The 22,308-nt window shown below is 67.5% G+C and carries 22 protein-coding genes and 6 pseudogenes; 18 read left to right on the top strand and 10 right to left on the bottom strand.

Annotated features, from left to right (window positions below; genetic code table 11):
• Positions 1–113 precede the first annotated feature (113 nt).
• The 3 genes from ACWC1K_RS29115 to ACWC1K_RS29105 all read left to right on the top strand — a co-directional run bounded on the left by ACWC1K_RS29115 (position 114) and on the right by ACWC1K_RS29105 (position 2,943).
• The gene (locus ACWC1K_RS29115) at positions 114–1,715 is read left to right on the top strand and encodes a M4 family metallopeptidase (RefSeq protein WP_450835660.1); all 1,602 of its coding nucleotides are present in this window, start codon (positions 114–116) and stop codon (positions 1,713–1,715) included.
• Between the two features lie 130 nt (positions 1,716–1,845).
• Positions 1,846–2,547, top strand: coding sequence for an ISAs1 family transposase (locus ACWC1K_RS29110; RefSeq protein ID WP_450835658.1), 702 nt, complete (start codon positions 1,846–1,848; stop codon positions 2,545–2,547).
• A 246-nt stretch (positions 2,548–2,793) separates the two neighbouring features.
• A complete protein-coding gene (locus ACWC1K_RS29105; protein WP_450835656.1) occupies positions 2,794–2,943 on the top strand; it encodes a hypothetical protein in 150 nt (49 codons plus the stop codon).
• Between the two features lie 44 nt (positions 2,944–2,987).
• On the opposite strand, the gene ACWC1K_RS29100 is transcribed toward ACWC1K_RS29105, so the two are convergent.
• Positions 2,988–3,290 carry a hypothetical protein gene (locus ACWC1K_RS29100; RefSeq protein WP_450835654.1) on the bottom strand — a complete coding sequence of 101 codons (303 nt, stop codon included), beginning with the start codon at positions 3,288–3,290 and terminating at the stop codon, positions 2,988–2,990.
• Between the two features lie 711 nt (positions 3,291–4,001).
• A complete protein-coding gene (locus ACWC1K_RS29095; protein WP_450835652.1) occupies positions 4,002–4,250 on the bottom strand; it encodes a hypothetical protein in 249 nt (82 codons plus the stop codon).
• Between the two features lie 499 nt (positions 4,251–4,749).
• Between ACWC1K_RS29095 and ACWC1K_RS29090 the strand changes: the two are divergent.
• Together ACWC1K_RS29090 and ACWC1K_RS29085 are read left to right on the top strand one after the other, a co-directional pair.
• Positions 4,750–5,580, top strand: a pseudogene (locus ACWC1K_RS29090) (NF041680 family putative transposase); the annotation flags it as partial.
• Positions 5,581–5,762: 182 nt separating this feature from the next.
• Positions 5,763–6,311, top strand: a complete 549-nt coding sequence (locus ACWC1K_RS29085) for an NUDIX hydrolase (protein ID WP_450835650.1) — start codon at positions 5,763–5,765, stop codon at positions 6,309–6,311.
• Between the two features lie 9 nt (positions 6,312–6,320).
• Here ACWC1K_RS29085 and ACWC1K_RS29080 read toward each other — a convergent pair whose 3' ends face one another.
• Positions 6,321–7,070, bottom strand: a complete 750-nt coding sequence (locus ACWC1K_RS29080; protein WP_450835648.1) for a hypothetical protein — start codon at positions 7,068–7,070, stop codon at positions 6,321–6,323.
• 265 nt (positions 7,071–7,335) lie between these two features.
• Between ACWC1K_RS29080 and ACWC1K_RS29075 the strand changes: the two genes are divergently transcribed.
• The 6 genes from ACWC1K_RS29075 (at position 7,336) to ACWC1K_RS29050 (ending at position 9,728) form a co-directional block, all read left to right on the top strand.
• The gene (locus ACWC1K_RS29075) at positions 7,336–7,668 is read left to right on the top strand and encodes a YciI family protein (protein WP_450835806.1); all 333 of its coding nucleotides are present in this window, start codon (positions 7,336–7,338) and stop codon (positions 7,666–7,668) included.
• Entirely contained in the window at positions 7,665–8,039 is a 375-nt protein-coding gene (locus ACWC1K_RS29070) for a sigma factor (protein ID WP_450835646.1), read from the top strand. The genes ACWC1K_RS29075 and ACWC1K_RS29070 overlap by 4 nt, the downstream gene beginning before the upstream one ends.
• Positions 7,984–8,274 (top strand): DUF6596 domain-containing protein, encoded by a 291-nt coding sequence (locus tag ACWC1K_RS29065; protein ID WP_450835804.1) that lies wholly within the window; start codon positions 7,984–7,986, stop codon positions 8,272–8,274. The genes ACWC1K_RS29070 and ACWC1K_RS29065 overlap by 56 nt, the downstream gene beginning before the upstream one ends.
• A gap of 24 nt (positions 8,275–8,298) precedes the next feature.
• Positions 8,299–8,604: a hypothetical protein gene (locus ACWC1K_RS29060; protein WP_450835644.1), complete on the top strand. Its 306-nt coding sequence runs from the start codon at positions 8,299–8,301 to the stop codon at positions 8,602–8,604.
• A 42-nt stretch (positions 8,605–8,646) separates the two neighbouring features.
• Positions 8,647–9,006 carry a DUF6192 family protein gene (locus tag ACWC1K_RS29055; RefSeq protein ID WP_450835802.1) on the top strand — a complete coding sequence of 120 codons (360 nt, stop codon included), beginning with the start codon at positions 8,647–8,649 and terminating at the stop codon, positions 9,004–9,006.
• Positions 9,007–9,290: 284 nt separating this feature from the next.
• Positions 9,291–9,728, top strand: coding sequence for an ester cyclase (locus ACWC1K_RS29050; protein ID WP_450835642.1), 438 nt, complete (start codon positions 9,291–9,293; stop codon positions 9,726–9,728).
• 19 nt (positions 9,729–9,747) lie between these two features.
• Here the strand turns inward: ACWC1K_RS29050 and ACWC1K_RS29045 are convergent.
• A pseudogene (locus tag ACWC1K_RS29045) lies at positions 9,748–9,880 on the bottom strand (YnfA family protein); the annotation flags it as partial.
• 277 nt (positions 9,881–10,157) lie between these two features.
• Here ACWC1K_RS29045 and ACWC1K_RS29040 point away from each other — a divergent pair.
• A complete protein-coding gene (locus ACWC1K_RS29040; protein WP_450835641.1) occupies positions 10,158–10,370 on the top strand; it encodes a hypothetical protein in 213 nt (70 codons plus the stop codon).
• 710 nt (positions 10,371–11,080) lie between these two features.
• Here the strand turns inward: ACWC1K_RS29040 and ACWC1K_RS29035 are convergent.
• Positions 11,081–12,049, bottom strand: a complete 969-nt coding sequence (locus ACWC1K_RS29035; protein WP_450835639.1) for a helix-turn-helix domain-containing protein — start codon at positions 12,047–12,049, stop codon at positions 11,081–11,083.
• Positions 12,050–12,178: 129 nt separating this feature from the next.
• Between ACWC1K_RS29035 and ACWC1K_RS29030 the strand changes: the two genes are divergently transcribed.
• Complete coding sequence (locus ACWC1K_RS29030; protein ID WP_450835637.1) at positions 12,179–13,216, top strand: saccharopine dehydrogenase family protein; 1,038 nt, start codon at positions 12,179–12,181, stop codon at positions 13,214–13,216.
• Between the two features lie 227 nt (positions 13,217–13,443).
• On the opposite strand, the gene ACWC1K_RS29025 is transcribed toward ACWC1K_RS29030, so the two are convergent.
• From ACWC1K_RS29025 to ACWC1K_RS29015, 3 genes and pseudogenes are all read right to left on the bottom strand, one after another.
• Positions 13,444–14,055, bottom strand: coding sequence for a pyridoxal-phosphate dependent enzyme (locus ACWC1K_RS29025; protein WP_450835636.1), 612 nt, complete (start codon positions 14,053–14,055; stop codon positions 13,444–13,446).
• Positions 14,018–14,506: a hypothetical protein gene (locus ACWC1K_RS29020; protein ID WP_450835634.1), complete on the bottom strand. Its 489-nt coding sequence runs from the start codon at positions 14,504–14,506 to the stop codon at positions 14,018–14,020. The genes ACWC1K_RS29025 and ACWC1K_RS29020 overlap by 38 nt, the downstream gene beginning before the upstream one ends.
• A gap of 117 nt (positions 14,507–14,623) precedes the next feature.
• Positions 14,624–15,032 (bottom strand): annotated as a pseudogene (locus ACWC1K_RS29015) (transposase family protein); the annotation flags it as partial.
• 73 nt (positions 15,033–15,105) lie between these two features.
• Between ACWC1K_RS29015 and ACWC1K_RS29010 the strand changes: the two are divergent.
• On the top strand, positions 15,106–15,795 hold the full coding sequence (locus tag ACWC1K_RS29010; protein WP_450835632.1) for a hypothetical protein: 690 nt from the start codon (positions 15,106–15,108) through the stop codon (positions 15,793–15,795).
• A gap of 33 nt (positions 15,796–15,828) precedes the next feature.
• Positions 15,829–16,855, top strand: a pseudogene (locus ACWC1K_RS29005) (transposase).
• 809 nt (positions 16,856–17,664) lie between these two features.
• Here ACWC1K_RS29005 and ACWC1K_RS29000 read toward each other — a convergent pair.
• A pseudogene (locus ACWC1K_RS29000) lies at positions 17,665–17,763 on the bottom strand (IS481 family transposase); the annotation flags it as partial.
• A 229-nt stretch (positions 17,764–17,992) separates the two neighbouring features.
• Between ACWC1K_RS29000 and ACWC1K_RS28995 the strand changes: the two are divergent.
• Positions 17,993–18,880, top strand: a complete 888-nt coding sequence (locus ACWC1K_RS28995; RefSeq protein ID WP_450835630.1) for an SCO6745 family protein — start codon at positions 17,993–17,995, stop codon at positions 18,878–18,880.
• A gap of 11 nt (positions 18,881–18,891) precedes the next feature.
• On the opposite strand, the pseudogene ACWC1K_RS28990 reads toward ACWC1K_RS28995, so the two are convergent.
• Positions 18,892–19,028 (bottom strand): annotated as a pseudogene (locus ACWC1K_RS28990) (IS5/IS1182 family transposase); the annotation flags it as partial.
• A gap of 677 nt (positions 19,029–19,705) precedes the next feature.
• Between ACWC1K_RS28990 and ACWC1K_RS28985 the strand changes: the two are divergent.
• Both ACWC1K_RS28985 and ACWC1K_RS28980 read left to right on the top strand, forming a co-directional pair.
• Positions 19,706–20,908, top strand: a complete 1,203-nt coding sequence (locus ACWC1K_RS28985; RefSeq protein WP_450835628.1) for an IS110 family transposase — start codon at positions 19,706–19,708, stop codon at positions 20,906–20,908.
• Between the two features lie 367 nt (positions 20,909–21,275).
• On the top strand, positions 21,276–22,307 hold the full coding sequence (locus tag ACWC1K_RS28980; protein ID WP_450835627.1) for a terpene synthase family protein: 1,032 nt from the start codon (positions 21,276–21,278) through the stop codon (positions 22,305–22,307).
• Position 22,308 lies beyond the last annotated feature (1 nt).

Genomic DNA, 22,308 nt, shown 5'->3' with positions numbered 1-22,308 from the left:
TCCGCAGTTATATCCCAGATGAAGTCACGTCAGGGACATGCCACTTGTTGAACACTTCGCGTCAACGTCCAAGGACGTCGTCACCCCACGACGAGCGAAGGAATCACCCCCTCATGTCCCGTCCTTTTCTTGCCCTTTCCGCGATGGTCGCCGCCGGCGTGATCACCACGGGTGCGATGGCCATACCCGCGCACTCGCAGACCGATGCGGTGCAGCACAGAACCTCCGTCCGCGACACGGCGATATCCCAGGCCAAGGCGAACGTGACCCGGCACGCCGACACCTTCGGGTTCGGCGCGGGCCAGACGCTCCACGTGAAGGACGTCGTGATCGACGCCGACGGCACCCAGCACGTCCGCTTCGAACGGACCTACCGCGGCCTCCCCATCGTCGGCGGCGACTTCGTCGTCCACCAGAAGCCCGACGGCTCGCTCAAGGGATCCACCCGCGCCAAGGCCCACAAGGTGGCGCTCAAGTCCGTCGCTCCAGCCGTCGACGCCAAGGGCAGCGCGGCCAGCGCCCTGAAGCGCTCGCACGGATTGGTGCGCAACGCCAAGTCCACCCCCGAGCTGATCGTGTGGGCCGCGGACGGCACCCCCCGCCTGGCCTGGCGCACCACCGTGCAGGGCCTCGGCGACAAGGGCCAGCCGCACGGCGAGGTCTTCGTCACCGACGCCACCACCGGCGCGGCGATCGAGAACTACGACGCCGAGCGCGAGTCCACCGGCACCGGCCACTCCGAGTACACAGGTGACGTCACCCTCGACACCACCCAGCAGGCCGACGGCACCTACGCCCTGATCGACCCGGTGCGCGGCCACATCACCAAGGACGCCCACAACCTCTCGTCCTCGTCCCTGAAGAGCTCCTCCGGGACCCTGTTCACCGACGCCGACAACATCTGGGGCGACGGCAGGAAGTTCTCCACCGACCGGGCCACCGCCGCCGTCGACGCGCACGCCAACACGGCGAAGACGTTCGACTACTACAAGACGACCTTCGGCCGCAACGGCATCAAGAACGACGGCCGCGGCGCCACCGTCTTCGTCCACGTCGGCACCAACTGGGACAACGCCCAGTGGTCGGACACCTGCTTCTGCATGATGACCGGCGACGGTGACGGCACCACCGACCCCGAGCAGGTCGACCTCGACACCATGGGCCACGAGATGACCCACGGCGTCACCTCGGCCACCGCCAACCTGCGCTACAGCGGGGAGTCCGGCGGCCTGAACGAGGCCACCAGCGACATCCTCGGCACCATGGTCGAGTGGTACGCCAACAACCCGATCGACACCCCCGACTACCTCTTCAGCGACCAGTCCACCCCGCCGTGGCTGCGCCGCTTCGACAAGCCGTCCCTGGACGGCCGCTCCGCCGACTACTGGTCGAAGTCCGTCGGCCGGCTCGACGTGCACAACTCCTCGGGAGTCGGCAACCACTGGTTCTACCTCGCGAGCGAGGGCAGCGGCGCCAAGACCATCAACGGCGTCTCCTACAACAGCCCCACCTACAACGGCTCCACCGTCACCGGCATCGGCAACCAGAAGGCCTCCGCCATCTGGTACCGGGCGCTGACCGTCTACATGACCTCCACCACGGACTACAAGGGCGCCCGTACCGCGACCCTGAACGCGGCGAAGGACCTCTACGGCGCCACCAGCCCCGAGTACGCCACCGTGGCTGCGGCCTGGAGCGCGGTCAACGTCCTCTGACCCCAGGCTCCGTCAAGTTCCGTGCTTGCGTGGAGGGTTGACGATCAGGCCGGTAGGGGCGGATGACAGAGCAGGCACGGGGGTTCGTGATCATTGTGGTGTCGAAGCCAGATGATCACGAGGACGTCCCGTGCCTGCTGTTGCAGCTTCCCCCATCCCTGCCGTGGTGGAGAAGCTGGGGCCGCTGGATGCGGACCGGATCGCTGACCTGGGCCCCTACCTCGAAGCGGTTCCGGATCCGCCCTCACGCCGGGGCCGGTGGTACTCGCTGACGGCGATCTTGCTGATGTGTGCTTGCGCGGCCGTCTGCGGTGCGAAGAGCATCGATGAACTCGCCGAGTTCGGCGAGCGGGCCACGAACTCGCTGCTGGCATCCCTCGGGGTACGCCGTCACCTGCTCGGCTGGCGGCGCAGCCCCAAGCCGGTCACTCTCGGACGCGTCCTTCAGGCACTTGACGGGGACGCCCTGGACCAGGTTGTGGGCGCCTACCTGGCAGACCGGCACCGCATCACCGCGTCCGCGGACATGGCCGAGACCCGATCGCGGCAGATCATCGCCGTGGACGGCAAGGCCCTCACGGGCTCAGCCCGCCTGGCCGCGCCGCGGCGCCACCTGCTCTCGGGGGTCACCTACGACCGCGTCGCCACGATTGCCCAGGTCGAAGTCGGTGCGAAGACCAACGAAGTGCGCCACTTCAAACCCCTGCTGGCACCGCTCGACCTCGCCGACACCGTCGTCACCTTCGATGCCCTCCACTCGGTGAAGGCCAACATCACCTGGTTGGTCGAGACGAAGAAGGCCCACTACATCGCCGTCATCAAGACCAACTAGCCCACCACCTACGCCCAACTCGCCGCCCTGCCCTGGACCTCGATCAAGGTCCAACACACCGCCTCCGCCCACGGCCGCCGCGAGTCCCGCTCGATCAAAACCCGCGCTATCGCCGACAACCTCGGCGGCATCGCTTTCCCCCACGCCCACCTCGCCATCCGGGTCCACCGCCGCCGCAAGTACATCCGAGATGTCACGTTCGCTGAGGACGCCTCGACCATTCACACAGGCACTGCACCCCGCGCCATGGCCACCATCCGGAACCTCGCCATCGGCACCCTGAAGATCCTCGGAGCCGACAACATCGCCAAGGCCACCCGTGCCATTCGCCACGAACCCGTACGAGCACTCGCCATCCTGGGCATCACCAACAACCCAGACACTCACGGAACTTGATCAAGCCCTGTCGGGGCTGGGATGGCACACGGAATGCTGACGAGTCACCATTCGATGCGGACGTGGACAATATTATTGGAGCCGGGGTCGCCACTGACCGTAATCTTGTAGTGGAGGTCAACGGCGGCGGGCACGGCAAACGACAAGCCCACATCATCGGTGCCGTTCGTATCCGTTTCTTGCCTATCAGTGTAGGTTGCGCCTTGGTCATCCTCGGACCATGTGTCGACGCTGATATGTGTTACGTATGCGCTAGAGAATGAGAACGATACAGAGGTCGAGCTTTGATTGACAATCTTACCGTCAACAGGAGTGAAGCTCGACATTTGAAATGACGAAGTAGACATGATCTCCTCGCTAACTCCGGACGGGACCGCCATTTACTCCAGGCACACCGTCTCGGGAACTCCGCAGTACGGGAAGCCAGGGGATTAGGTGCTTATCGCCAACCATGATCATAGTGCTGCGAGTGCCGTGAAGGACGCATCGGCTCTGGCGAGTGGGGTGAACGCTATTCTCCTGTTTCGGGGAGCCAGTGCCCCTCTATTCAGGATCGGCGCAGTTATGACCAGTCAGAGTCGAATATGGAGAATCGGACTCCTGTGATTCCTTCTGGATTTTCACCGGTTCCGCCTGAGCAGGCCCCGCCCCCTTCCGCTGAAAGGAAATAGTGGGCGGCCGTCGGATATGGGTATGGATATCGTCTCGCTCCAAATCCCAATTGATAAGCTGCGTCTCTTGTCCCCCTGGCGCGATCGAGCCGAAAGTCCCATCAGTGAAATTTCCGGTCCCAAAGGGAGCTGCCGTAAGTCGCACTGTGCCGCCCGTGGCGATAGTACGACTTGATTTGTTGAATATCGTTGCAAGGATCGTAGCGCTGGACGCGTTCGAGTCCACTACAGCCGGGTCGATCTCTGTCATTGCGCATCTCCCATCTCGCGTTTCTCAACTGGTACAAACCCATGCCCTTGTTGGCGCGTAGCGTCCGGCCCATCGATCGCCGTCGAGACCTCAAGGCAGTCGCCCATCGGTCATCTCGCCGATCGTGCCGCGATCGGTCAACCGTGGAGAAACTGGCATCCGATCCACGCTTGGATCCGGGTGAGTCCGTTCAGCTTCAGTCCTGTGTCGAACTGCTGTTGCGGGACTGTCACCTGCCAGCTTCCGCCGACGCCTCGTCCCCAGAACGCCAGCGATGTGGGGGCGGTAAGGGGTGGGTCATCGCCGAATCCTTCCCCGGGCGGCAGCAGCGGCGTCGTCTTGGCGTCGCGGGTGCTGACCTTGGGCAGCAACCACTGGGTCGTCACGCTCTTGTCGGGCCGCCGCTGTTGATATGCGCCGTCGTGGCGTATCTCGCAGGAGACCCCATCGGCTGGTGGTCCGGCCCGTGGCCGTCGCTCCTGGTACCCGTTTCGACGCCGGGAGGGCGCGGCGCAGCTATGTTGAGTCAGGTCGACCGGCGCCCCGCCGTCGGCTGGGTCGCACCGTTCAGGAATCGACGTCCGAACGGCATGCCCCTCTCCCTTGTACTCCGTGTTTCCATCGTGGCACCGTTGCGGCAAGCCGCAACCTCAGCCGGACTGAGCGGCCGCACCAGGCCCTGCGTGCTGGGTGCCGGCCCCAGATCGCACCGCGCTGTCCGGCCGGCCGAGTTAACAAGGGCACATCGCGCGCGATGTCCCAGCGGCGAAGCACACCACCACGAAAGCAACGGCTCGGTTTTTTTGCCGAAGTTGCCGCTCCTCAGACGACCACCCGGCCAGCCAGGACGCAGGCTCCAGGCTGTGCCCCGTTCCCCCTGGCGCTCTCGGTGACGTCCGGTCCGTAGCCGTCAACTCGCACACGAATCCCTATGACTCGTGGACTCGCGTACGGGTTCCCATGTCCTGCCCCCAGGGCGGGCGACCGCCGAGGCACGGCAAGGAGTTCCGCTGTGCCAAGCCACAGACGTGGGGCGAGCCGGATGCAGCGACGGTCCAGGTCACCAACCGGTACGGCACCGCCCGCGCGATGGCCTGGGACCGCCTCCACCCCCGCCTGACCACCCGCTCTGCCTGGATCGAGCACAGCGGCGAACTCCCCGTCATCGAGGGCACGTTGATCCGCCTCCAGGTCGAACGCCTGCCCGCCGGAGGAGACCCGCTCCCGCTCTGGCTTTGGTCGTCGGCCACCGGACGGAGCGGCGAGGACGTCGATGTCCGCCGGCAGGTGTTCCTGCGCAGGTTCGACGTCGAGCGCACCTTCCGGCCCATGGAACAGACCCTCGGCTGGACCCGTCCGAAACTCCGCGCACCCGAAGCGGGGGACCGCTGGACGTGGCTGATCATCGCCGCCCACACCCAGCTCCGGCTCACCCGCGAAGCCGCAGCGGACCTCCGTCAGCGCTGGGAGGAGCCGGCCGTGCCCGCACGACTCACCCCGGCCCGAGTCCGCCGAGGGTTCCGGAACCTCCGCCCGCACCTGCACTGCCCGTCCCGTGCACCGAAACCGTCAACACCCGGACCAGGAAGACCACTTGGCTCCAAGAATCGCCGCCTCGCGACCCACTACGACGTCGGGAAAACGACCAGACGCCCTGAGAGCATCATCGAGCGCGACGGCCTCAGAGGTAAAAGACAAGCTCAGCTTGAGTTTTAACCTCTTCCTGCCGCTCGAAGACCTGTATGGGGTGCGTTGCAGTAGGTCACAGGGTGTGCGGCTGGATCGGCCAGCCGCACACAGAGGTGTGCGAACACCGGCGAAGAGAACTCCCGTAGGAGCGGTGTCCCCGACCTTCTTCGCCCGCGAGGCGGTATCTCACCCTCGTGCGATCGGATCGGATGCTGCGGCGGCGGACCGGGAATCATAGCCAGGTGTTTGATTCCACGGACCCACCGCTCTCGGTTGACGATCGCGGCAACGCGTTGGTCGCGTTCGCCCGCGGGACAGAGGCAGCGCCACCGAGTGACGCGCCACTGCCGGCGGCATTGGTCGCCCTGTGGCACGCCGACCGCGTCCTCATGGTCTTCGATCGATTCCGCCAGCGGTGGGAACTGCCGGGCGGACGTATCGAGGAAGGGGAATCTCCTCGTCAGGCGGCCGTACGCGAGTTGCTGGAGGAGAGCGGCCAGGAGCCCAACGGGCCACTGCGGTTCATCGGTTACGCGAGCTTCATACTCGCACCCGGGGAGCGAGCCGAGTACGCGGCACTGTTCGCAGGCCGCACCACCGCGATTCAGCACTTCCGCGCCAATGAGGAGATCGCCGCCATGCACTGGTGGGACCTCCAGGAAGCCTTCCCGGGACGTGTTCAACCCCTCGACGCCTATCTCGCACGCCTCGCGTGCGAGATGGACCCTGGCAATTCCCACAACACACGGCGAGGTTGAAACCCGAGCTTAGTCCTCGTCGCTGGTCTGCAGCTCGACGGGCCGGTCGGTCACGTCCGTCGTCTGAGGCGTGGCCAGCAGCTTGTTCAGCCCAAGGGTCAATTGCACGACGAACACGCTCAGCAGTACGGCCAGGACTATGCGGACCAGGCTGTAGCCGGCGTCGACGTCCGCCGCGGTCTCGTAATCGCCGGGCGTCTGGAGGTCGGAGCTGACCACGAACGAGACGTAGAACGCGGCGAAAACCGACAGGAACCACGCGCCGTAGGTCCAGACGACTCCGCGGCCGCCCGGCAGGGCCCTGAGCCATCCCAGCCCGATGTCGCTGCGTGTCATGGCGTTGGCGTGGCCGGCACGCACCCACCGCTGGTAGGTATACAGAACTGCCATGAAAGCGAAGAAGCGCAACATGTCCGTGGTGTTGATCGTCCGGAGTGCGCTGTGCACAGCCTGCCGGTCAAAGCCACGGTGAGCGGCGGCCAAGGCCCATTGATGGGCCCGCGTACGCTCGGCGAAAAACCGGGCCATTTCGGTGAAGATGGCAACGGTGGCTGCAGCCAGTACCACAAGCAGCGGGCCCGACAGCGAGACCCGCCCGGGGCTCACCTTGGACTGGATCAGCAACGCCGCCTTGTCGTTGCGCCCGCGGCGCTGAGGCGGCTTCGCCGCGTCGTTCTTCTGCTGACAGACCGGACACATTCCTTTGATCCCGTCAAAGGCAACCCCACGCTGCCGACAAATCCGGCACGTCAATAGCATCCCGCGCCCCCTCCATGCTTGATCACGGTTGAATTGAGCGCCGCATCCTATCGGAGGCCTCCACAAAGGCGTCGAGAGCTCCCACCCGGTGAAGATCGAACATGGGCGCAGATCCCGACCCACACGGCTGAGGTATCTGGGCGTGACAGGCCGAGGGCGTCCGGGAAAGTTCGCGTAGGGTCTGTCGATTTCGCGTCGCCCGTCCGACGTAGAGGCGTACCGACCAGACACACAGCCAAGGAGACCCGTCATGGCTCAGTAGGCAATCCTCATCTTCGACAGCTCTGCGGCCGGCGACTACAGCCCGGAGCAGCAGGCGGCGAGTAAGCGACACGCCGACGACCTCGTCGACTCCGGCGCCATGATCGCGGCGTATGCGCTGCACTCCGCCGACACCGCCACCTCGCTGCGCGGTGACGTGGTCACCGACGGGCCCTTCCTCGATTCCAAGGAAGTCATCGCGGGCGTCTGCATCCTCGAGGCTCCCGACCTGGACGCCGCGCTGGAGCTGGCACGTCGTAACCCCGCCGTGCAGTGGGGCCGTGGCGGTGTGGAGGTGCGCCCCGTTGCGGGCGGGATCGCGCCCATCGTCCGATGACGGCTGCGACCAACGCGAGGCAGGCGGTGGCCGACGCGCACCGGCGCGAGTGGGCCTTCGTGCTCGCCGCGACGGTACGCGTCGCCCGCGACCTGGACCTGGCCGAGGAGTGCGTGCAGGAGGCATACGCCGCGGCGGTGTCGGCCTGGGAACGCGATGGGATCCCAGGCATCCCTGCGGCGTGGCTCACCACCGCGGCCAAGCGCCGGGCGATGGACGCGGTCCGGCGGGAGCGGACGTTCCGCTCGAAGCTGCCGCTGCTGGTGGAGCCCGAGGAGGCCGTCGACGAGCTCGCCCTGGACGACGCGCACCGACCTGGCCGACCGCGCGCTGCACCTTGCCCGCACGCTGCGCGACTTGGTGCCCGATGAGCCGGAGGTGCGTGGGCTGCTGGCGCTGCTCCTGGTCACCTACGCCCGGCGCGCGGCCCGAACTGGCGGAGACGGCCGGCTGCTGCGACTTGCCGTGCAGGACCGCTCGTTGTGGGACCGCACCGCGCCGGCCGAGGGGCACGAACTGATCGTGGCCGGGCTGCGTGGCGGCCGTGCGGGGCGCTATCTGCTGCAGGCGGCGATCGCCTCGCTGTACGCCCGGGCGCCGACGTAGGGGGAGACGGACTGGCCGCAGATCGTGGCACTCTACGACAGGCTGGCGACGCTGTGGCCTTCACCGGTTGTCGCGCTGAACCGGACCGTGCCCGTGTCGATGACCCATGGACCGGCCAGCGCACTGGCGCAGGTCGAGGCGCTGGCGCAGGACGGCCGGCCGGCCCGGTACCAGTATCTGCCGGCAATCAAGGCGGACCTGCTGCAACGGCTGGGCCGTACGGACGCGGCGGCGGCCGCCTACCGGCAGCCGCTGGAACTGACCGGCAACGAAGCCGAGCGAACCTTCCTCACCGGGCGTCTCACCGATCAAGAGACCAGCACCAGGTAAGGGAGCCAGGCGACGCCGATCGCGTCGGCGTGACGTGCGGAACTGGGCGAGCGGCGCCGGTCGCGTTCCCGAGCCCGGCAGTTGGTCAACCACCCCCAGGTCGAGCAGAGCCTCCAAGGCCACGAGGAATTCGAGCGGACCGCCGAATCCACCCCGGTCATCCGGCACTTCGAACTGACAGCGGAGTTCCTGGACGTGGTCGGGGCCTGCCACGCCTTCGTGGCCGCCACGAACCGGGTGGTCCCCGGACTGCGCGGACGCGCCCTGTGCACCGACGAACAGGTGGTGCTGGCCGAGAGCATCGCCCGCGTTTGGGCGGCGCTGGGGTGGATCGAGCACGCCGCCGAAACCTGCGACGTCGACATGGGCCAGAAAATGACCCGGCTCCTGCAAGGTGAGTAGCCATGGCGCACGCCTGCAGAATCGGTCGTCCGTCATCGCCTTGAAGGCGACGCCGGGCCGGTGCACCACAGCCCGGTGGCGGCCTGCGCGGTCACGCTTTCGTCGGCCGCCAGTGGCCATGGGCTGTTCCTCTTGCGTGGTCCGGTGGGGACCGTCGGATGCCTGTCCGGCCGGGATAGGCGGGCCGGGCGCGTGGACGGGTTGCGGTCGGGTTCTGCGGTGGGCCTCGGCGGGGCTCCGGTGGGACGATGGGATGGGTGATCCTTCAGCGCGGGAGGCGAATCATGGGGCAGGCACGTGAGGTCATGGACCGGCTCACGGAGGCGGTCACCACGCACGCGGACCCGAAGACCATCGGCGAGCTCTACGCAGCGGATGCGGTCGCGTTCACCCCTGACGGCGGGGAGATCCACGGGCGCGACAACATCGCCGAGTACTGGCGTCAGATGACGGACGCGATCCCGGAGGGGTCGTACGAGTCGGTGCACTCGTACGAGATCGGGAACACGGCGATAGACGAGGGGTTCTTCAGCGGCCGGAACACCGGGCCGATCCAGCTGCCCTCGGGGGACACGCTGCCTCCGACGCAGAAGGAGGTCAGGATCCGCGGGGTGGACCTGGCCACCGTCGACGAGGCCGGGCGGATCGCGGACTACCGGCTCTACTTCGACGAGATGGAGTTCCTGGGGCAGCTGGGGCTGCTGCCCGACGAGCCCTCCTGAGGGCGCCCGATCGGCCCAGCGGCGCCCACATGATCACGGCCATGCCGGCCAGGCAGATCGGTGCGCCGGTCACGTGTCAGCGGTCGGGGTCGGTAGCCGTTGGCGACCATGCCCCACAGGATCGAGCCGGCCATGAAGATGCCGCCGCATGCGGGTGCGGTGGCCCGATGGGCGGTGTCTGCTGTGTGCTCCGCGTGGGGTACAGCGGCAGCCGGCGGTATTCCGGGAGGGGGTGCTCGTTCTTACCACTGGGAACGTGTACTACATCTGCAGAGGGCGCGTCGTACGATCTCTGCTCGGTGCAGACGATGCGGGGCGAAGAGGAGCGGTCGCGTAGGCCCTTCACGGCTAGGGCCCGCTCCCGGCCGCCGCCGACGCGAGCCTGCGGGTGATGGCGTCGGCCCCACTGCACGGTGGGAGCTCCCCGGCATGGTCGACCAGGAGCTCGCCGACCTCATCCGGCCGGGCCAGGACCCCGCACGGGGGTGCGTCCTCGTCGGCGCGTCATGCCCAGGAGTGACGGACGTCCTTCTGGCCGCCTACGGTGCGCCACACTGGAAGGCGGCGGCCGACGCCGTTGCTCAACCCGCTCTCACCGCGGCCAAGTTGCGGCAGATCACTGGTGTACTCGCCTCCCCCTGATCCCGACACCGAGCGCCGCATGCGCGCCCACCATGCCCGCGCCGCCAAGGCCCCGGACGTACGAGCCGGGCCGGGCGGGGAGTTCCGGGGTTGGGCCGGGCGCACCCTGGGTGCGCCCGGCCCGTACCTCCGCCGGCGCCCCGGCGTGGCTCGGGCTGGTGTCGGCCCCGGCGGACAAGGCGTCGGGGAAGCAGGGGGACGGCGCCCAAGACGCACAGCACGCCCTCGGAGAACTCGACGGGCACCGGCCGCACTCCTGGGGGTGCACGACGCCTTCGACGACGGCACTGCCTACCGGGCGGAGCTGTCGGCTCGTGTGTCCGCCACGAAGAGATCACCGATCTTCGCCGGTCCGTCGACGCCCTTGCCCAATGCGTCCAGGTCCTCACCTTGGACAATGAACAGATGCGATCCGAACTCGTGCGCTACGGCACTGTCACCAGTGTCCTCAGCCGCGCGGGAAGAGGTAGGCAATGATCCCGACGATCGTGCCGATCAACCCGGCTACTCCACCCAGTACGCTCCAGACGAAGAGGATGACCTCTCGCTGACTGCCGCCTGGCACACGGTGGTTTGCACTCCTTCGAGCGACGAAGCCCTGCAGTCCTTCCGGCTCGTTCAGCAAGATCGTCCGGGTTAGGTAAGTGTCAACCGGGTATGCGGCGACCAACATGAAGAGGCGAGGTTACCCACACGCTGACCGTGAAGTGTCAGCTTCCGCCATGCGGGCTTGGGACTGGCTCTTGGGGGCGGAAGGTGCGGCGGTAGGTGTCGGGCGGGACGCCGACGCTGCGGTGGAAGTGGCGGCGCAGGGTGGTGGCGGTGCCCATGCCGGTGGCTGTGGCGATGGTGTCGACGGTGGCGTTGGTGGTTTCCAGGAGTTCCTGGGCGTGGCGGATGCGCTGGGTGTGGAGCCACTGCAGTGGGGTGGTGCCGGTGAGGTGTTTGAAGTGACGGGCGAGGTGGCGTGAACTCATGCGGGCCTGGCGGGCCAGGTCCTCCACGGTGAGCGGTTGGTCCAGTCGTTCCAGTGCCCAGGGGAAGAGTCCGCCCAGGGGGTGGTTGCCGGGCTCGGGCAGGGGTGTTGCGATGAACTGGGCCTGGCCGCCGTCGCGGTGGGGTGGGATGACCAGCCGGCGGGCGATCTTGTTGGCGATGGCCGAGCCTTGGTCGAGGCGGACCAGATGCAGGCACAGGTCCATGGCGGCGGCCTTGCCCGCGGAGGTGAGGACGTCGCCGTTGTCGACGTAGAGGACGTCCGGATCCACCGTGGCCGCCGGGTGGCGCCGGGCCAGTTCCCGGGTGTGGGCCCAGTGGGTGGTGGCGCGCTTGCCGTCGAGCAGTCCGGCCGCGCCCAGGACGAAGGCGCCCGTGCACAGCGAGGCCACGCGGGCGCCGGCCTCGTGGGCGGTGCGCACAGCCTGGACCAGGTCGCCGGGCGGTTCACGGTCGGCGTCGGCCCAGCCGGGGACGATCACCGTGTCGGCGTGCGCGAGATGGTCGAGTCCGTGGTCGGGCGCCAGGCGGAAGCGGTCGATGTGCACCGGACCGCTTCCGCAGACGGCGAAGTCGTACCAGGGGTCCACGATGTGGGTCAGGTCAGCGCCGAAGATCTCGATGGCCACGGACAGTTCGTAGTGGAGCATGCCGTCGGTGACGGCCAGCGCGACGGTGGGCATGTCCGAAACTGTACGCGCCCTGTCGTTTCCGACACTCGTACGGGGCGCTGCCACGAGGACAGGATGTGGATGTCAGGCCGCGGCGGATCGACATCGCGGCGGGTGTTCCAGTGCAACGGGGGCAGTCTCATGGGGTCAGGCCAGCTGGTGGCGGTGTTCGGCGCGTACGGTCACACCGGGCGGTTCGTGGTCGCGGAGCTGACCGCGCGCGGATACGTCCCGGTGCCCTCCGGCCGCAACACCCAGGCGCTGCGGGAGCTGGCCGACGAGCTCGGTCTTGAGGCCCGGGTGGCGTCGGCCGAGGATGCGGCGTCGCTGGACCGGGCCCTGGCGGGCGCAGTGGCGGTCATCAACTGCGCGGGCCCCTTCGCGACGACCACCGGTCCCGTGATCGAGGCCGCGCTCCGTGCGAAGATCCCGTACCTGGACGTGGCCGCCGAGCTTGAGGCCAACCTCGACACCTTCGCCCACTACCAGGACCGAGCCCGGGAAGCGGGAGCGGTGATCGTCCCGGCCATGGCCTTCTTCGGCGGCCTCGGCGACCTGCTGGCCACCGCGGCGATGGGCGACTGGACCGCAGCCGACGAGGCCCACATCGCCTACGCGCTCAGCAGCTGGCACCCCACCGCCGGCACCCGCCTGTCCGGTGCCGTCTCCCGCGAGCGCCGCGGCGGCGTCCGCCTGCGCTACAGCGGCGGCCAGTGGGAGCGGCGTACCGACGCCGCGCCCGCCCTTCAGTGGACCTTCCCGGAACCGATGGGAGTCCGGGAGGTGATCGGCGAGTTCACGATGGCGGACGTCGTCACCGTTCCCCAGCACCTGTCCATCCCCGACGTGACCACCTACATGACCGTTGAGGCGGTCCGTGACGTCGCCGCCCCCCACACACCGGCCCCGACCGCCGCCGACCCGAGCGGGCGCTCGGACCAGACCTTCCTCGTCGACGCCGTCGTACGCTCCGGCGGAGTCGAACGCCGGGCCACGGCCGGCGGCCAGGACATCTACGCCGTCACCGCACCCCTCGTCGCCGAGGCCCTCGAACGCGTCCTGACCGGCCGCACCAAGACGCTCGGCGTCGCCTCCGCCGGCGAGATCTTCGACGCACCGGACTTCCTGCACGCACTCGCCCCGTACCTCGCACTCGACCTCCATCCGCAAGGCGCCTGACCGCGACGCTCCACGAAGCAAGACCGTTTCCGGATTCACGGAAGCGGACTCCCACCATGCCTTCTGAGCGCACGCACGTACGCACTCCCGGAGATGCGCCGAGTCTCCGCTTACGATCGCCGAGAACCACATTCCAACTGGCCTTACGTGGGGAATCTTTGATGACCCCCCCCACAGAGTGGAATGACGAGGTGCTCTCCGCGCGAGCGGAGGTGAACCGGTGCTGATCATGAAAAGCCAGCTCTTCGGGGTTGGACCCGCACAGCACCACGCAGACCTGCTCGCCGTTGCCGGGCCGGTAGCTGCGACTGGGGACGGTCGGCAGGGACAGCAGGTCCCGGTCGGTGCATGGCTGGGCGGCGCGCGGTGAGGGCGGCCAGCGCGGTTGCCGCGCCGTAGACCGGTACCTTGCGGTGGTCCCGGAGTGCTTGCCGGACGCGGATGATCTCGATATCCGGCACGAGCACGGAGTGGACGCGGTCTTGCCGGGCGGCGGGCAGGGCCATCTGGGAGGTGCGGCGTGCGCCGAGGGAGTCGGCGGCGATCGAGTCCACGGTGGCGTCGATGACGGAACCGGACTGGAGGGCGGCGTTGCGCGCGCGGCAGTTCTCGGGTTCGACCGCGACGGTACGGGTGCCGTGGTGTTGGGCGCCGGTGGCCACTCCGGCGAACAGGCCGCCGCCGACCGCGACCACCGCGGTGTCCGGGTCGGGGATGTGGTGGCGGATTTCCTCCAGCAGAGTGCCGGTCCCGGCGGCGATGCGCGGGTGGTCGTAGGCACGGCTGGGGGAGACGTACAGGTCAGTTGGTCCGTGCAGCGCCCTGCGGCCACACCACATCTACGGGAAGACCGGCGTCGCGCGCCTCCAGGACGGTGTCCGCGGTGCCTCCCTTGCCTGACGGCGGCTCGCCGTTCCACACGGCGACCAGACGCTCGGCGTGCTGCAGCATGGTGCGGTTGGCGTCCTCGTAGGCGGCCCGGTTCGCCGTCTCGTTGTCGAGGACGAGGACTTTGTCTGCGGCGTCGATGGGCCGGTCGAAGGTGGCGGCGTGGTCGGGCTTGACCTTGTTCTGCCGGTAGTCCTTCGAGGGGATCACCGCGACCAGGCTGCCCCCGAGGTCCAGGACGACTTCAGCGAAAATGGAGTCGCTGCCCTTCGCGATACACGAGACACCCACCAGACTTCCCTCGGCCGCGTAGGGCTTGAGAGCCTCACGTAGCGCGTTGCGCACCAGTGGCACGCTGTCTTCGGTCAGGTCCATGTGCCCGGTGACGGCGAGAGTGGTCAAGAAGGCGCTCCTTCGGACAGCAGATTGCGGATTATTGTGCGTGCTTCGGCGACAGGCTTAAAGGGTGTTGCAGAAGGCTCTGAACAGGCGGCCTAGCTGGGCTGTTGACGCATCTGGTCATGCGGCGAGGGCGGGGTTGTGCATGCGGGCGACGGCCTGGACGGCGTGATGGAGGCCGTCGCCGTGTTGCCGGCAGTCGCGCAGGATCTTGTAGTTCTTCATCCCACCGACGACGTGCTCGACGCGGGCGCGGACCCTGCGGTGCGCGGCGTTGTCCTCTTCCTCGCCCTTCAGCAGCGGCCGTCCGGGCCGTTCGCGGTGCGGGACGATCAGGCGGTGTTGATGTAGGCGACCGTCGCCGAGCACGGTGACGTTTCGCATCCGCGGTCGTGCCCCGCACCGGGCGTGCGGGGGCCACCACCGGGCGCGTGTCCGCGTCGACGATGGCCTGCACGTTCGCCGAGAACCGGTAGGTGCGTGAGGACGTGCCCACCGTGCGGTCGCCGACCGGCATGAGGGTGCCGTTGCGCGTGTGTGTGAAGTGCGCGGCGTGCACGCACACTTGGGAGGTATCGGTTTTCGGAAAGGACAGTGCATTCATGGGCTTGACCCGTCGGCTTCTCATGCTGCTCTTCGCACCCCTGCTCGCCCTGATGGTGGCGCCCGTGCTGGAGACCGGTTCGGCAGTCGCCGCACTGCAGGCGAAGACGATCTCGATCGCCCAGGCCCGCGGCCTGCCGGTCGGGACAGTGGTCACCGTGGCGGGCTCGGTGACGACTCCCTCCGGTGCCTTCGAATCCAGCTTCGGCGACAAGGGATTCGGGCTCCAGGACAGGACCGCCGGTATCTACGTCAGCCTGCACAGCGACGTGCATGCGTACCCGTATCGGCGCGCACGCATCACCGGCACGCTGCGGAACAGCTCCGGACTGCTGACCCTGGTCCCGGCAGATCCTTCCGATGTCGAGCTCGGTCACAAGGACTGGCCGGTGAGGCCGGAGCGGGTCGGCACCGCCGGGGTCGGCGAGGCCACCGAGGGGCAGCTCGTCAAGGTCGTCGGCAGGATCACTCAGGCACCCACGAGCGACCTCCCCTACGGGTACAAGCTGTCCGTCGACGACGGTTCGGGCCCCGTGCCGGTCTTCGTCAATGTGCAGACGGGCATCGACGTCTCCGGCCTGAAGCAGGGGCAGAGGGTGCGGGTGATCGGCTTCAGCAGCCAGTTCGGAACCCACTACGAAATCGATCCGCGGTCGCCGCACGACATCGCGGTGGTCGGGGCCGACTAGGTCCTGTCTGGAGTTCGGATCACGATTCGGTGGATCGTCTGCGTACCGAGGCCCGGTCTTGATAGGTCGTCAGTCACGGCCCGAGGCGATCTCACCGACGAGCAGCGGGCCCTGATCGAGCCTCATCTCCCGATCGCCGCACTCGGGCTCGACCTGCGGGACTTCAACGCGGTGATGTGGCGCTTCCGCACCGGCAGCCCTTGGCGCGACCTGTCGAACGAGTTCGGGCCCTGGCAGAGCACTTACGACCGCTTCCGCATCTGGGTGGGGCAGGGAGCCTTCCAGCAGTTGATGGAGGCGTTGATCGCCGAAGCAGCCGCGCGCGTGAGACCGACATGGGCCTGCTCAGGGTGGATTCCGCGACGTCTCGGGCCCACCAGCACGCCGCCGGGATGATCCTCGATGCGGAGCAGTTGGCAGCCCTGGAGGCGGCCCTGGAGTCTGAAAAGGGGGCGCCCCGATGGAACAGGAGCCGCGAGAGGGACAGTCCGACGCCGACGGCCGCGCTGAACGGCGCCCGGCCCGCCGACGGCACCGCGCCCGCTTGAAGGCTGCTGGACCGGGGCGCTCCCGAGGCGGGTGACCAACAATATCCATCTGGCGGACGACCGGCGCTGCCGCCCGCTGGCGTTCGTCCCCACGCCCGGACAAGCCGGCGACAGCCCGCAGTTCGTCCCGGTCCTGGAGCGAATCAAGGTCCGCGGCCCGGTCGGACGCTCGAAGAGCCGGCCGTACGCGGTGGCCGCCGGCAAGGCGTACTCCTCCCGCCGCAACCGCGGCAACCGCCGCTACCTGCGGACGGGGGATCCGCGGGGTGATCCCGGAGAAGGTGGACCGGGCCGCCAACCGCAGGAAGCGCGGCAAGCGCGGCGGCCGCCCCGTCAGCCAGGACGCGGACTTGTGCACCGAACGCAACACCGTGGAGCGGTGTGTCAACCGCCTGCGGAACTGGCGCGGCATAGCGACCCGCTTCGACAAGACCTCGCAGAGCTACGAGGCCGGGCTCCACCTGTGCGGTGCGATGCTCTGGCTCCGCAGCCATGAGCACGTTCAACCCTGAGGCCGAGAACTACATGGTGGTGGCGAGCAAGGTATAGACAACGGGCTCGCAATCCCTGGCCGGACCGCGCGGTTGCTCGCAGGAGGCTCGCGCCCTCTCATCGGCAGATCCGGTGAACGGCTCGCAGCCTCGGACGATGAATCGGTGCACCCCCGGTCAGGCTGTCAGCGGTATGTCATCAACGTTCTGACCTACCTGAACATCGCTGATTCATCCGGTAGTTACAGATACGACATGGTCGATGTCGAGGCCGCGCGGGCCCTGGATGTACCGGTCGTGGTACGGGGAGGACCACTCACCCCCGGTGAGCGCACATTTCGATCCCTGTGCCGGCGCGATCACGGCCTCGGACTTGAGCACCTCTGCACGGGTTATCTGCATTGCCGTCCAGGGACTGAGTTTCTGCACCGCCGCGAACGACGACTCCCATCACCCCACCCCCTCTTCCACCAGAGCGGCGACCGAACCTCCGCACATGCTGCGGCCTATTCAGTTGATATTTCAACAGGAGTATGAAAGTGCTATCGCGGCAAACGGCGCTGGATACGCGCTCATCGCAGTAACAGTGCACGACGGCGCGACAATCGCGCCGGACCATGACCCACCATCAACGCCCCCCTCGTCGGACACGCTCGCCAACACCAAGCGAATGCGCGAGGCTACGCGGCCCGCCGCAGGGTCCCTGGCGCTCAGCATTATGGACGGTGAGGGAAGCCGTGGATCAGCGCGGATCGCGGCCCAGTGCGCCTCCTCGCCCGCGGCGGCGAGGGTGTCGATCGGCCGGGAGACCGTCCCGCAGCCGCCTCGGACGCCTGACCGAAGCCCATGCCGCCACGGGTTGCCCGGTCGGCTCGGCGGCCCAGCGTTCTGTGGCCGCCGCCGTCGGGCATGCGGCCGAGTTTCTTGACGACCGAGCCACCTGATGGTGCGTCAGTACCATCAGGGCCCGCACCAGCGGTGACGCGTACCGCGGATGGATTCGCCTCTCGGTCAGGAGAGAACTGGTTGCAGGGCGGTAGCCCCTGGAGCCGCTCTCCGATAACGTACCGACTAGACGGTACGAATGGGCGTGCCCCACACGCCGTCGCGTGCTCGATGAACAGCAGCGCTTCATCCGCCACAGGACGGCGACCCCCCATGACGCAGAACGCGGACCGCGACAGCCTGGCCCTCGCACGCCAGACGTGGAGAACCCTTGAGCCCTACCACGGGGCCGTCTACTTCTCGCCCGAATCCACAGGCAAGTACGCCGAGTTGGGCGTGGACGCCAGGGCGGGGTACTTCGCGTCCCGCTCCGCCGCACTCGGCGCCGCTCCGGCGGATCTGGTCATTGCCACGTTCTACAACTTCAATCCCCAACTGGTGCGCCGAGCCATACCCGCGGCATGGGAGGCTGCCACGCCGCAGCAGTTCACCGCCGCCCGGCTCGCCGGGATCGACGCCACGCTCCGCCGCATCCTCGGCGCGGACATCTCCTCACCGGCACTGGCCCGCGCAGCGGACCTGGCCCGTACCGCTGCTGAAGTAGCCATGCGTCAGCCACAAGGCCGCCCGCTCTTCGCCGCGCACGCCGCACTGCCGTGGCCGAGCGCACCCCACCTCGTGCTCTGGCACGCGCAGACCCTGCTGCGGGAGTTCCGTGGCGACGGTCACGTGGCGGCACTCCTGGCTGCCGGACTGAGCGGGCTCGAGGCTCTCGTCACGCACGCTGCCACAGGCGACATCGGCGCAGAGGTGCTGCGCGACTCGCGGGCATGGACGCCTGAGCAGTGGGGGCAGGCCGTACAGAACCTGCGTGAGCGCGGATGGCTCGACGATGGACCCCACCTGACCTTGACCGAGGACGGTATGCGGCGCAGGGCGGAGATCGAGCACACCACCGACAGACTGGCGGCCCTCCCTTACATCACGCTCGGCCCTTCCGCCTGCGCCGAACTTCGTTCACTGGTGAGGCCGTTCAGCCTTGCGGTGGCCAAGGAGCTCCTGCCCTGGGCAGTCGACCGCCTTAGTGAAGACAGCACATGAGAGACAGAGCGAGCCCGGTCGACGCCGGACTCGGTGAAGGCCCGGCAGTCATTGCGGCGGCCGGCAGGGGCAGGTCAATCGCCATCACCAGGCGGCTGTTGGTGTCGATCACGACCTGCAGGTTGGTCGAGTAGCGATAGTTCTTCGTCCACGAACACCGGCAGACGATCCGGCAGGGCTCCGAAGTCCAGCCGTCGTACGGCTTCCTCTCCGACCCTGTCGTACAACTCAGGCCGCTCCTGTACGCGGCTGGACTGACGAAGAACAGATCCACTACCCCTCCGGCTGAGAGAACTCACAACCATCGGAGGTAACGACAGATCCCGCTCACGGTGCTCAGCGCCCCTACGAAGCCGCTCTTTGCTGAGAGTGTCAGGAACTACCGGGAGAAGCCGTGGGCGTGGGCGTGGGCGTGGATGAGGAGATGGGCCGTTGCGGGTGTCGTCGTGGATCTTCCGGGCCTCGTTGGAGATCTCGCGGATCTCGCTGCGGGTGCACCAGGGCATCGGATCGTTCGCCCAGATCCGTTCCTCGTCCATGGCCCCCTGGAGCCGAGGCGTGATCTCTACGGTGATGCCTTGGGCGGACAGGTGTTGGGCCGCGTCCTTGGCCCAGTAGGGCTCCGTAAGTTGTTAGGCGGCCCGGAGGACCGGACGTGGCTGAGTAGGCCCTGCCTTCAGTAGCTCGCGAGGAGTGGCCGTCCGGTTCTCTGGGGCGCCCGGGCTGCTGATTGAGATGTGCGCGCCTTGTGCGGTCGCTGTTTACGGAGCGGACAGCGGGGCGTTCCTCGAGCCAACCGGACTGGGCGGAACGAGGAGCGGGCGAGTGAGTAAGCGGTTTGGCCAAGTCTGGTGTGGGATCGACGCGGGCAAGGGCCATCACTGGGCAGCGGTGGTTGACGACACAGGGGCGACCCTGTGGTCGAAGAAGATCGACAACGATGAATCAGCAATCCTCACGGCACTGGGCGAAATCCTGGACCTGGCGAATGACGTGCGCTGGGCAGCGGATATCTCTGGCACGGCTTCGGCCTTGCTGCTGGCACTGCTCGCCGCTCACGGTCAACGCGCCGTCTACGTGCCGGGTCGTACCGTCAACCGCATGGCTGGCGCCTACCGAGGCGAAGCCAAGACCGACGCCCGCGACGCCTACGTAATTGCTGAAACGGCCCGCCACCGCCAGGACTTCGCGTTCATCGGGGTACCTGCTCAATTGGGCGCCGACCTTGCCCTACTGACCGCGCACCGGTCGCATCTGGTTGCGGACAGGGTGCGGATGATCAATCGGTTGCGTGATGTGCTCAGTGGCATCTTCCCTGCAGTGGAGCGGGCCTTCGATTACTCGGACCACAAGGGTGCTCTCATCCTGCTGACCGGATACCAGATTCCCGCCGACATCCGTCGTCGCGGCCGGGCCAGGTTGACGGCCTGGCTTGCCAAGCGGGGCGTCCGTGGAGCGGCCATGGTCGCTGCCACCGCCGTGGAGGCTGCTCAGGCTCAGTACACCTCGCTGCCCGGCGAGGATGTCGCTGCACAGATCGTCGTTGATCTGGCAGCCCAGATCCTGGCCATGGACAGCCGGCTCAAGCGCGTCGACCGGCAGATTCGGGAGACATTCCGTACACATCCGCAGGCGGAGATCATCGAGTCATTGCCTGGTATGGGCCCGATACTCGGTGCAGAGTTCGTGGTGGCCGCCGGTGACCTGTCGTCCTACGCGGACGCCGGCCACCTGTCCTCCGCGGCTGGGCTGGTACCCGTGCCGAGGGACTCGGGCCGTCGCACCGGCAATCTGCACCGCCCCAAGCGCTACAGTCGGCGCCTGCGAAGGGTGTTCTACCTTTCTGCGCAGACCAGCATCATCCGCGAAGGCCCGAACAGGGACTTCTACTTGAAGAAGCGTGGCGAAGGCTGCAAGCACGTCCAGGCTGTCATCGCACTCGCCCGCCGACGCGCCAGTGTGCTGTGGGCGCTCTTGCGTGACAACCGAACATTCACCCCTGCTCCACCGGTTACCCAGGCGTCTTGACCGGAGTTGTGATAGCCGCCCGCGGCGTGGTTTCTGCGGATTGTGGGCCATAGGTTTCTTCGAGCTGCCCCGGCGGTGATGGGTGCACGGGTCGGTCAGCCCAGGTGGGGCGGAGGTGTAGGGGCGTATTGGGGCGACATGCGGCGTGCGAGGGGTGCGCGGCTGAGGGAAGGTGTGCTCCAAGCGCCCGGGTTATGGTGCAGGAAAACGCTTGCCCTCGTACGGGGATTGGGTGTCAATAGGGCTACGAGCGTAGTTTCTCGCCGCAGCACGCGCCCTTGGCGCGGCCCGGCAGGGGCGGACGTCGAACCGTCGTGGGTGCTGGGCCTGCTGGGCCACTTCTGAGGAATCCCCTGGAGCTCCACCCATGCCGCAGGAACTCTCCTTCGCCATGCCGATCCCGGCTCTCCCTGCCAATCCCGACCGGGCCGGTGCCCGGGAGCGCAACCTGGCCTGGGTACGCAGACAGCATCTGGTCACCGGCGACAAGATGGCCTGGCGCTATGCGTTCTCCCAGGTCGCTGAGCTCTCGGCCTATATCTGCCCGGAAGCCGTCGGAGAAGACTTGGACCTTGCCTTCGACGTCATGGGCTGGTTCTTCCTCTTCGACGACCAGTTCGACGTCCCTGAGGGCACCGTTCCCGCGGCAGCGGTCACGGCGTGCGAGCAGCTCATTGACCTGCTCCACCAGCGGCCAGGAACGGTCCCCTCGCCCGGCGCCGCACCGATCGTGTTGGCCTTCGCCGACTGCTGGCGCCGGGAAACGCGCGGCATGTCCCAGCACTGGCAGCGGCGTGCCGCTGCCAACTGGGTGGCCTATCTGGAGGGCAACTTGACGGAAGAGGCCGACCGCCGGGCCGGAACCCGTCCGGATGCCGAGCAGCGCACGCACAATCATCGGCGCTCGGGAGGAGTACGTCCCTCCATCGACCTCGCTGAGCGCGTCGGCTGCTTCGAGATCCCGCCGCTCGTCTGGTACAGCACGCTCATCGAATCTCTGCGCCTGTGCACGGTGGATTCGGTCATCCTGGTCAACGACTTCTATTCACTCGAAGCCGATGAGGCTCGCGGCGATCCCAACCTGGTGACCTGCCTGATGGCAGAGCATTCCTACAGTCGCGACCAGGCCCTGGACGCAGCGCGTGATCTCCATGATCATATCGTCGACCGGTTTCTCGCCCTCAGCCGCCAAGTGCCGGAATTCTGCGCCGCGCTGGACCTGACCGATGCAGAGTCGGTCGACGTCACACGCTACGTCGAGGTCATGCGCCACTGGATCCGGGGCAACTACGACTGGAGCCGGACGAACGGGCGCTATTCCTCCTCGGCATCAGCCACACACGGACCCACCAACCTCGGCTACCTCCACCCTGAAGCTCAGACGCCGACAACTCCCTGAC

Source organism: Streptomyces sp. NPDC001492, from assembly GCF_053597275.1.
This window is presented reverse-complemented; position numbering and strand designations above follow the sequence as displayed.

Coding starts and splice junctions, on each gene's coding strand:
- ACWC1K_RS29115 (WP_450835660.1), top strand. CDS start 114: ATGTCCCGTCCTTTTCTTGCCCTTTCCGCGATGGTCGCCGCCGGCGTG.
- ACWC1K_RS29105 (WP_450835656.1), top strand. CDS start 2,794: ATGGCCACCATCCGGAACCTCGCCATCGGCACCCTGAAGATCCTCGGA.
- ACWC1K_RS29100 (WP_450835654.1), bottom strand. CDS start 3,290: ATGTCTACTTCGTCATTTCAAATGTCGAGCTTCACTCCTGTTGACGGT.
- ACWC1K_RS29085 (WP_450835650.1), top strand. CDS start 5,763: ATGCTGCGGCGGCGGACCGGGAATCATAGCCAGGTGTTTGATTCCACG.
- ACWC1K_RS29080 (WP_450835648.1), bottom strand. CDS start 7,070: ATGCTATTGACGTGCCGGATTTGTCGGCAGCGTGGGGTTGCCTTTGAC.
- ACWC1K_RS29070 (WP_450835646.1), top strand. CDS start 7,665: ATGACGGCTGCGACCAACGCGAGGCAGGCGGTGGCCGACGCGCACCGG.
- ACWC1K_RS29050 (WP_450835642.1), top strand. CDS start 9,291: ATGGGGCAGGCACGTGAGGTCATGGACCGGCTCACGGAGGCGGTCACC.
- ACWC1K_RS29040 (WP_450835641.1), top strand. CDS start 10,158: ATGGTCGACCAGGAGCTCGCCGACCTCATCCGGCCGGGCCAGGACCCC.
- ACWC1K_RS29035 (WP_450835639.1), bottom strand. CDS start 12,049: ATGCCCACCGTCGCGCTGGCCGTCACCGACGGCATGCTCCACTACGAA.
- ACWC1K_RS29030 (WP_450835637.1), top strand. CDS start 12,179: ATGGGGTCAGGCCAGCTGGTGGCGGTGTTCGGCGCGTACGGTCACACC.
- ACWC1K_RS29025 (WP_450835636.1), bottom strand. CDS start 14,055: ATGTGGTGTGGCCGCAGGGCGCTGCACGGACCAACTGACCTGTACGTC.
- ACWC1K_RS29010 (WP_450835632.1), top strand. CDS start 15,106: ATGGGCTTGACCCGTCGGCTTCTCATGCTGCTCTTCGCACCCCTGCTC.
- ACWC1K_RS28995 (WP_450835630.1), top strand. CDS start 17,993: ATGACGCAGAACGCGGACCGCGACAGCCTGGCCCTCGCACGCCAGACG.
- ACWC1K_RS28980 (WP_450835627.1), top strand. CDS start 21,276: ATGCCGCAGGAACTCTCCTTCGCCATGCCGATCCCGGCTCTCCCTGCC.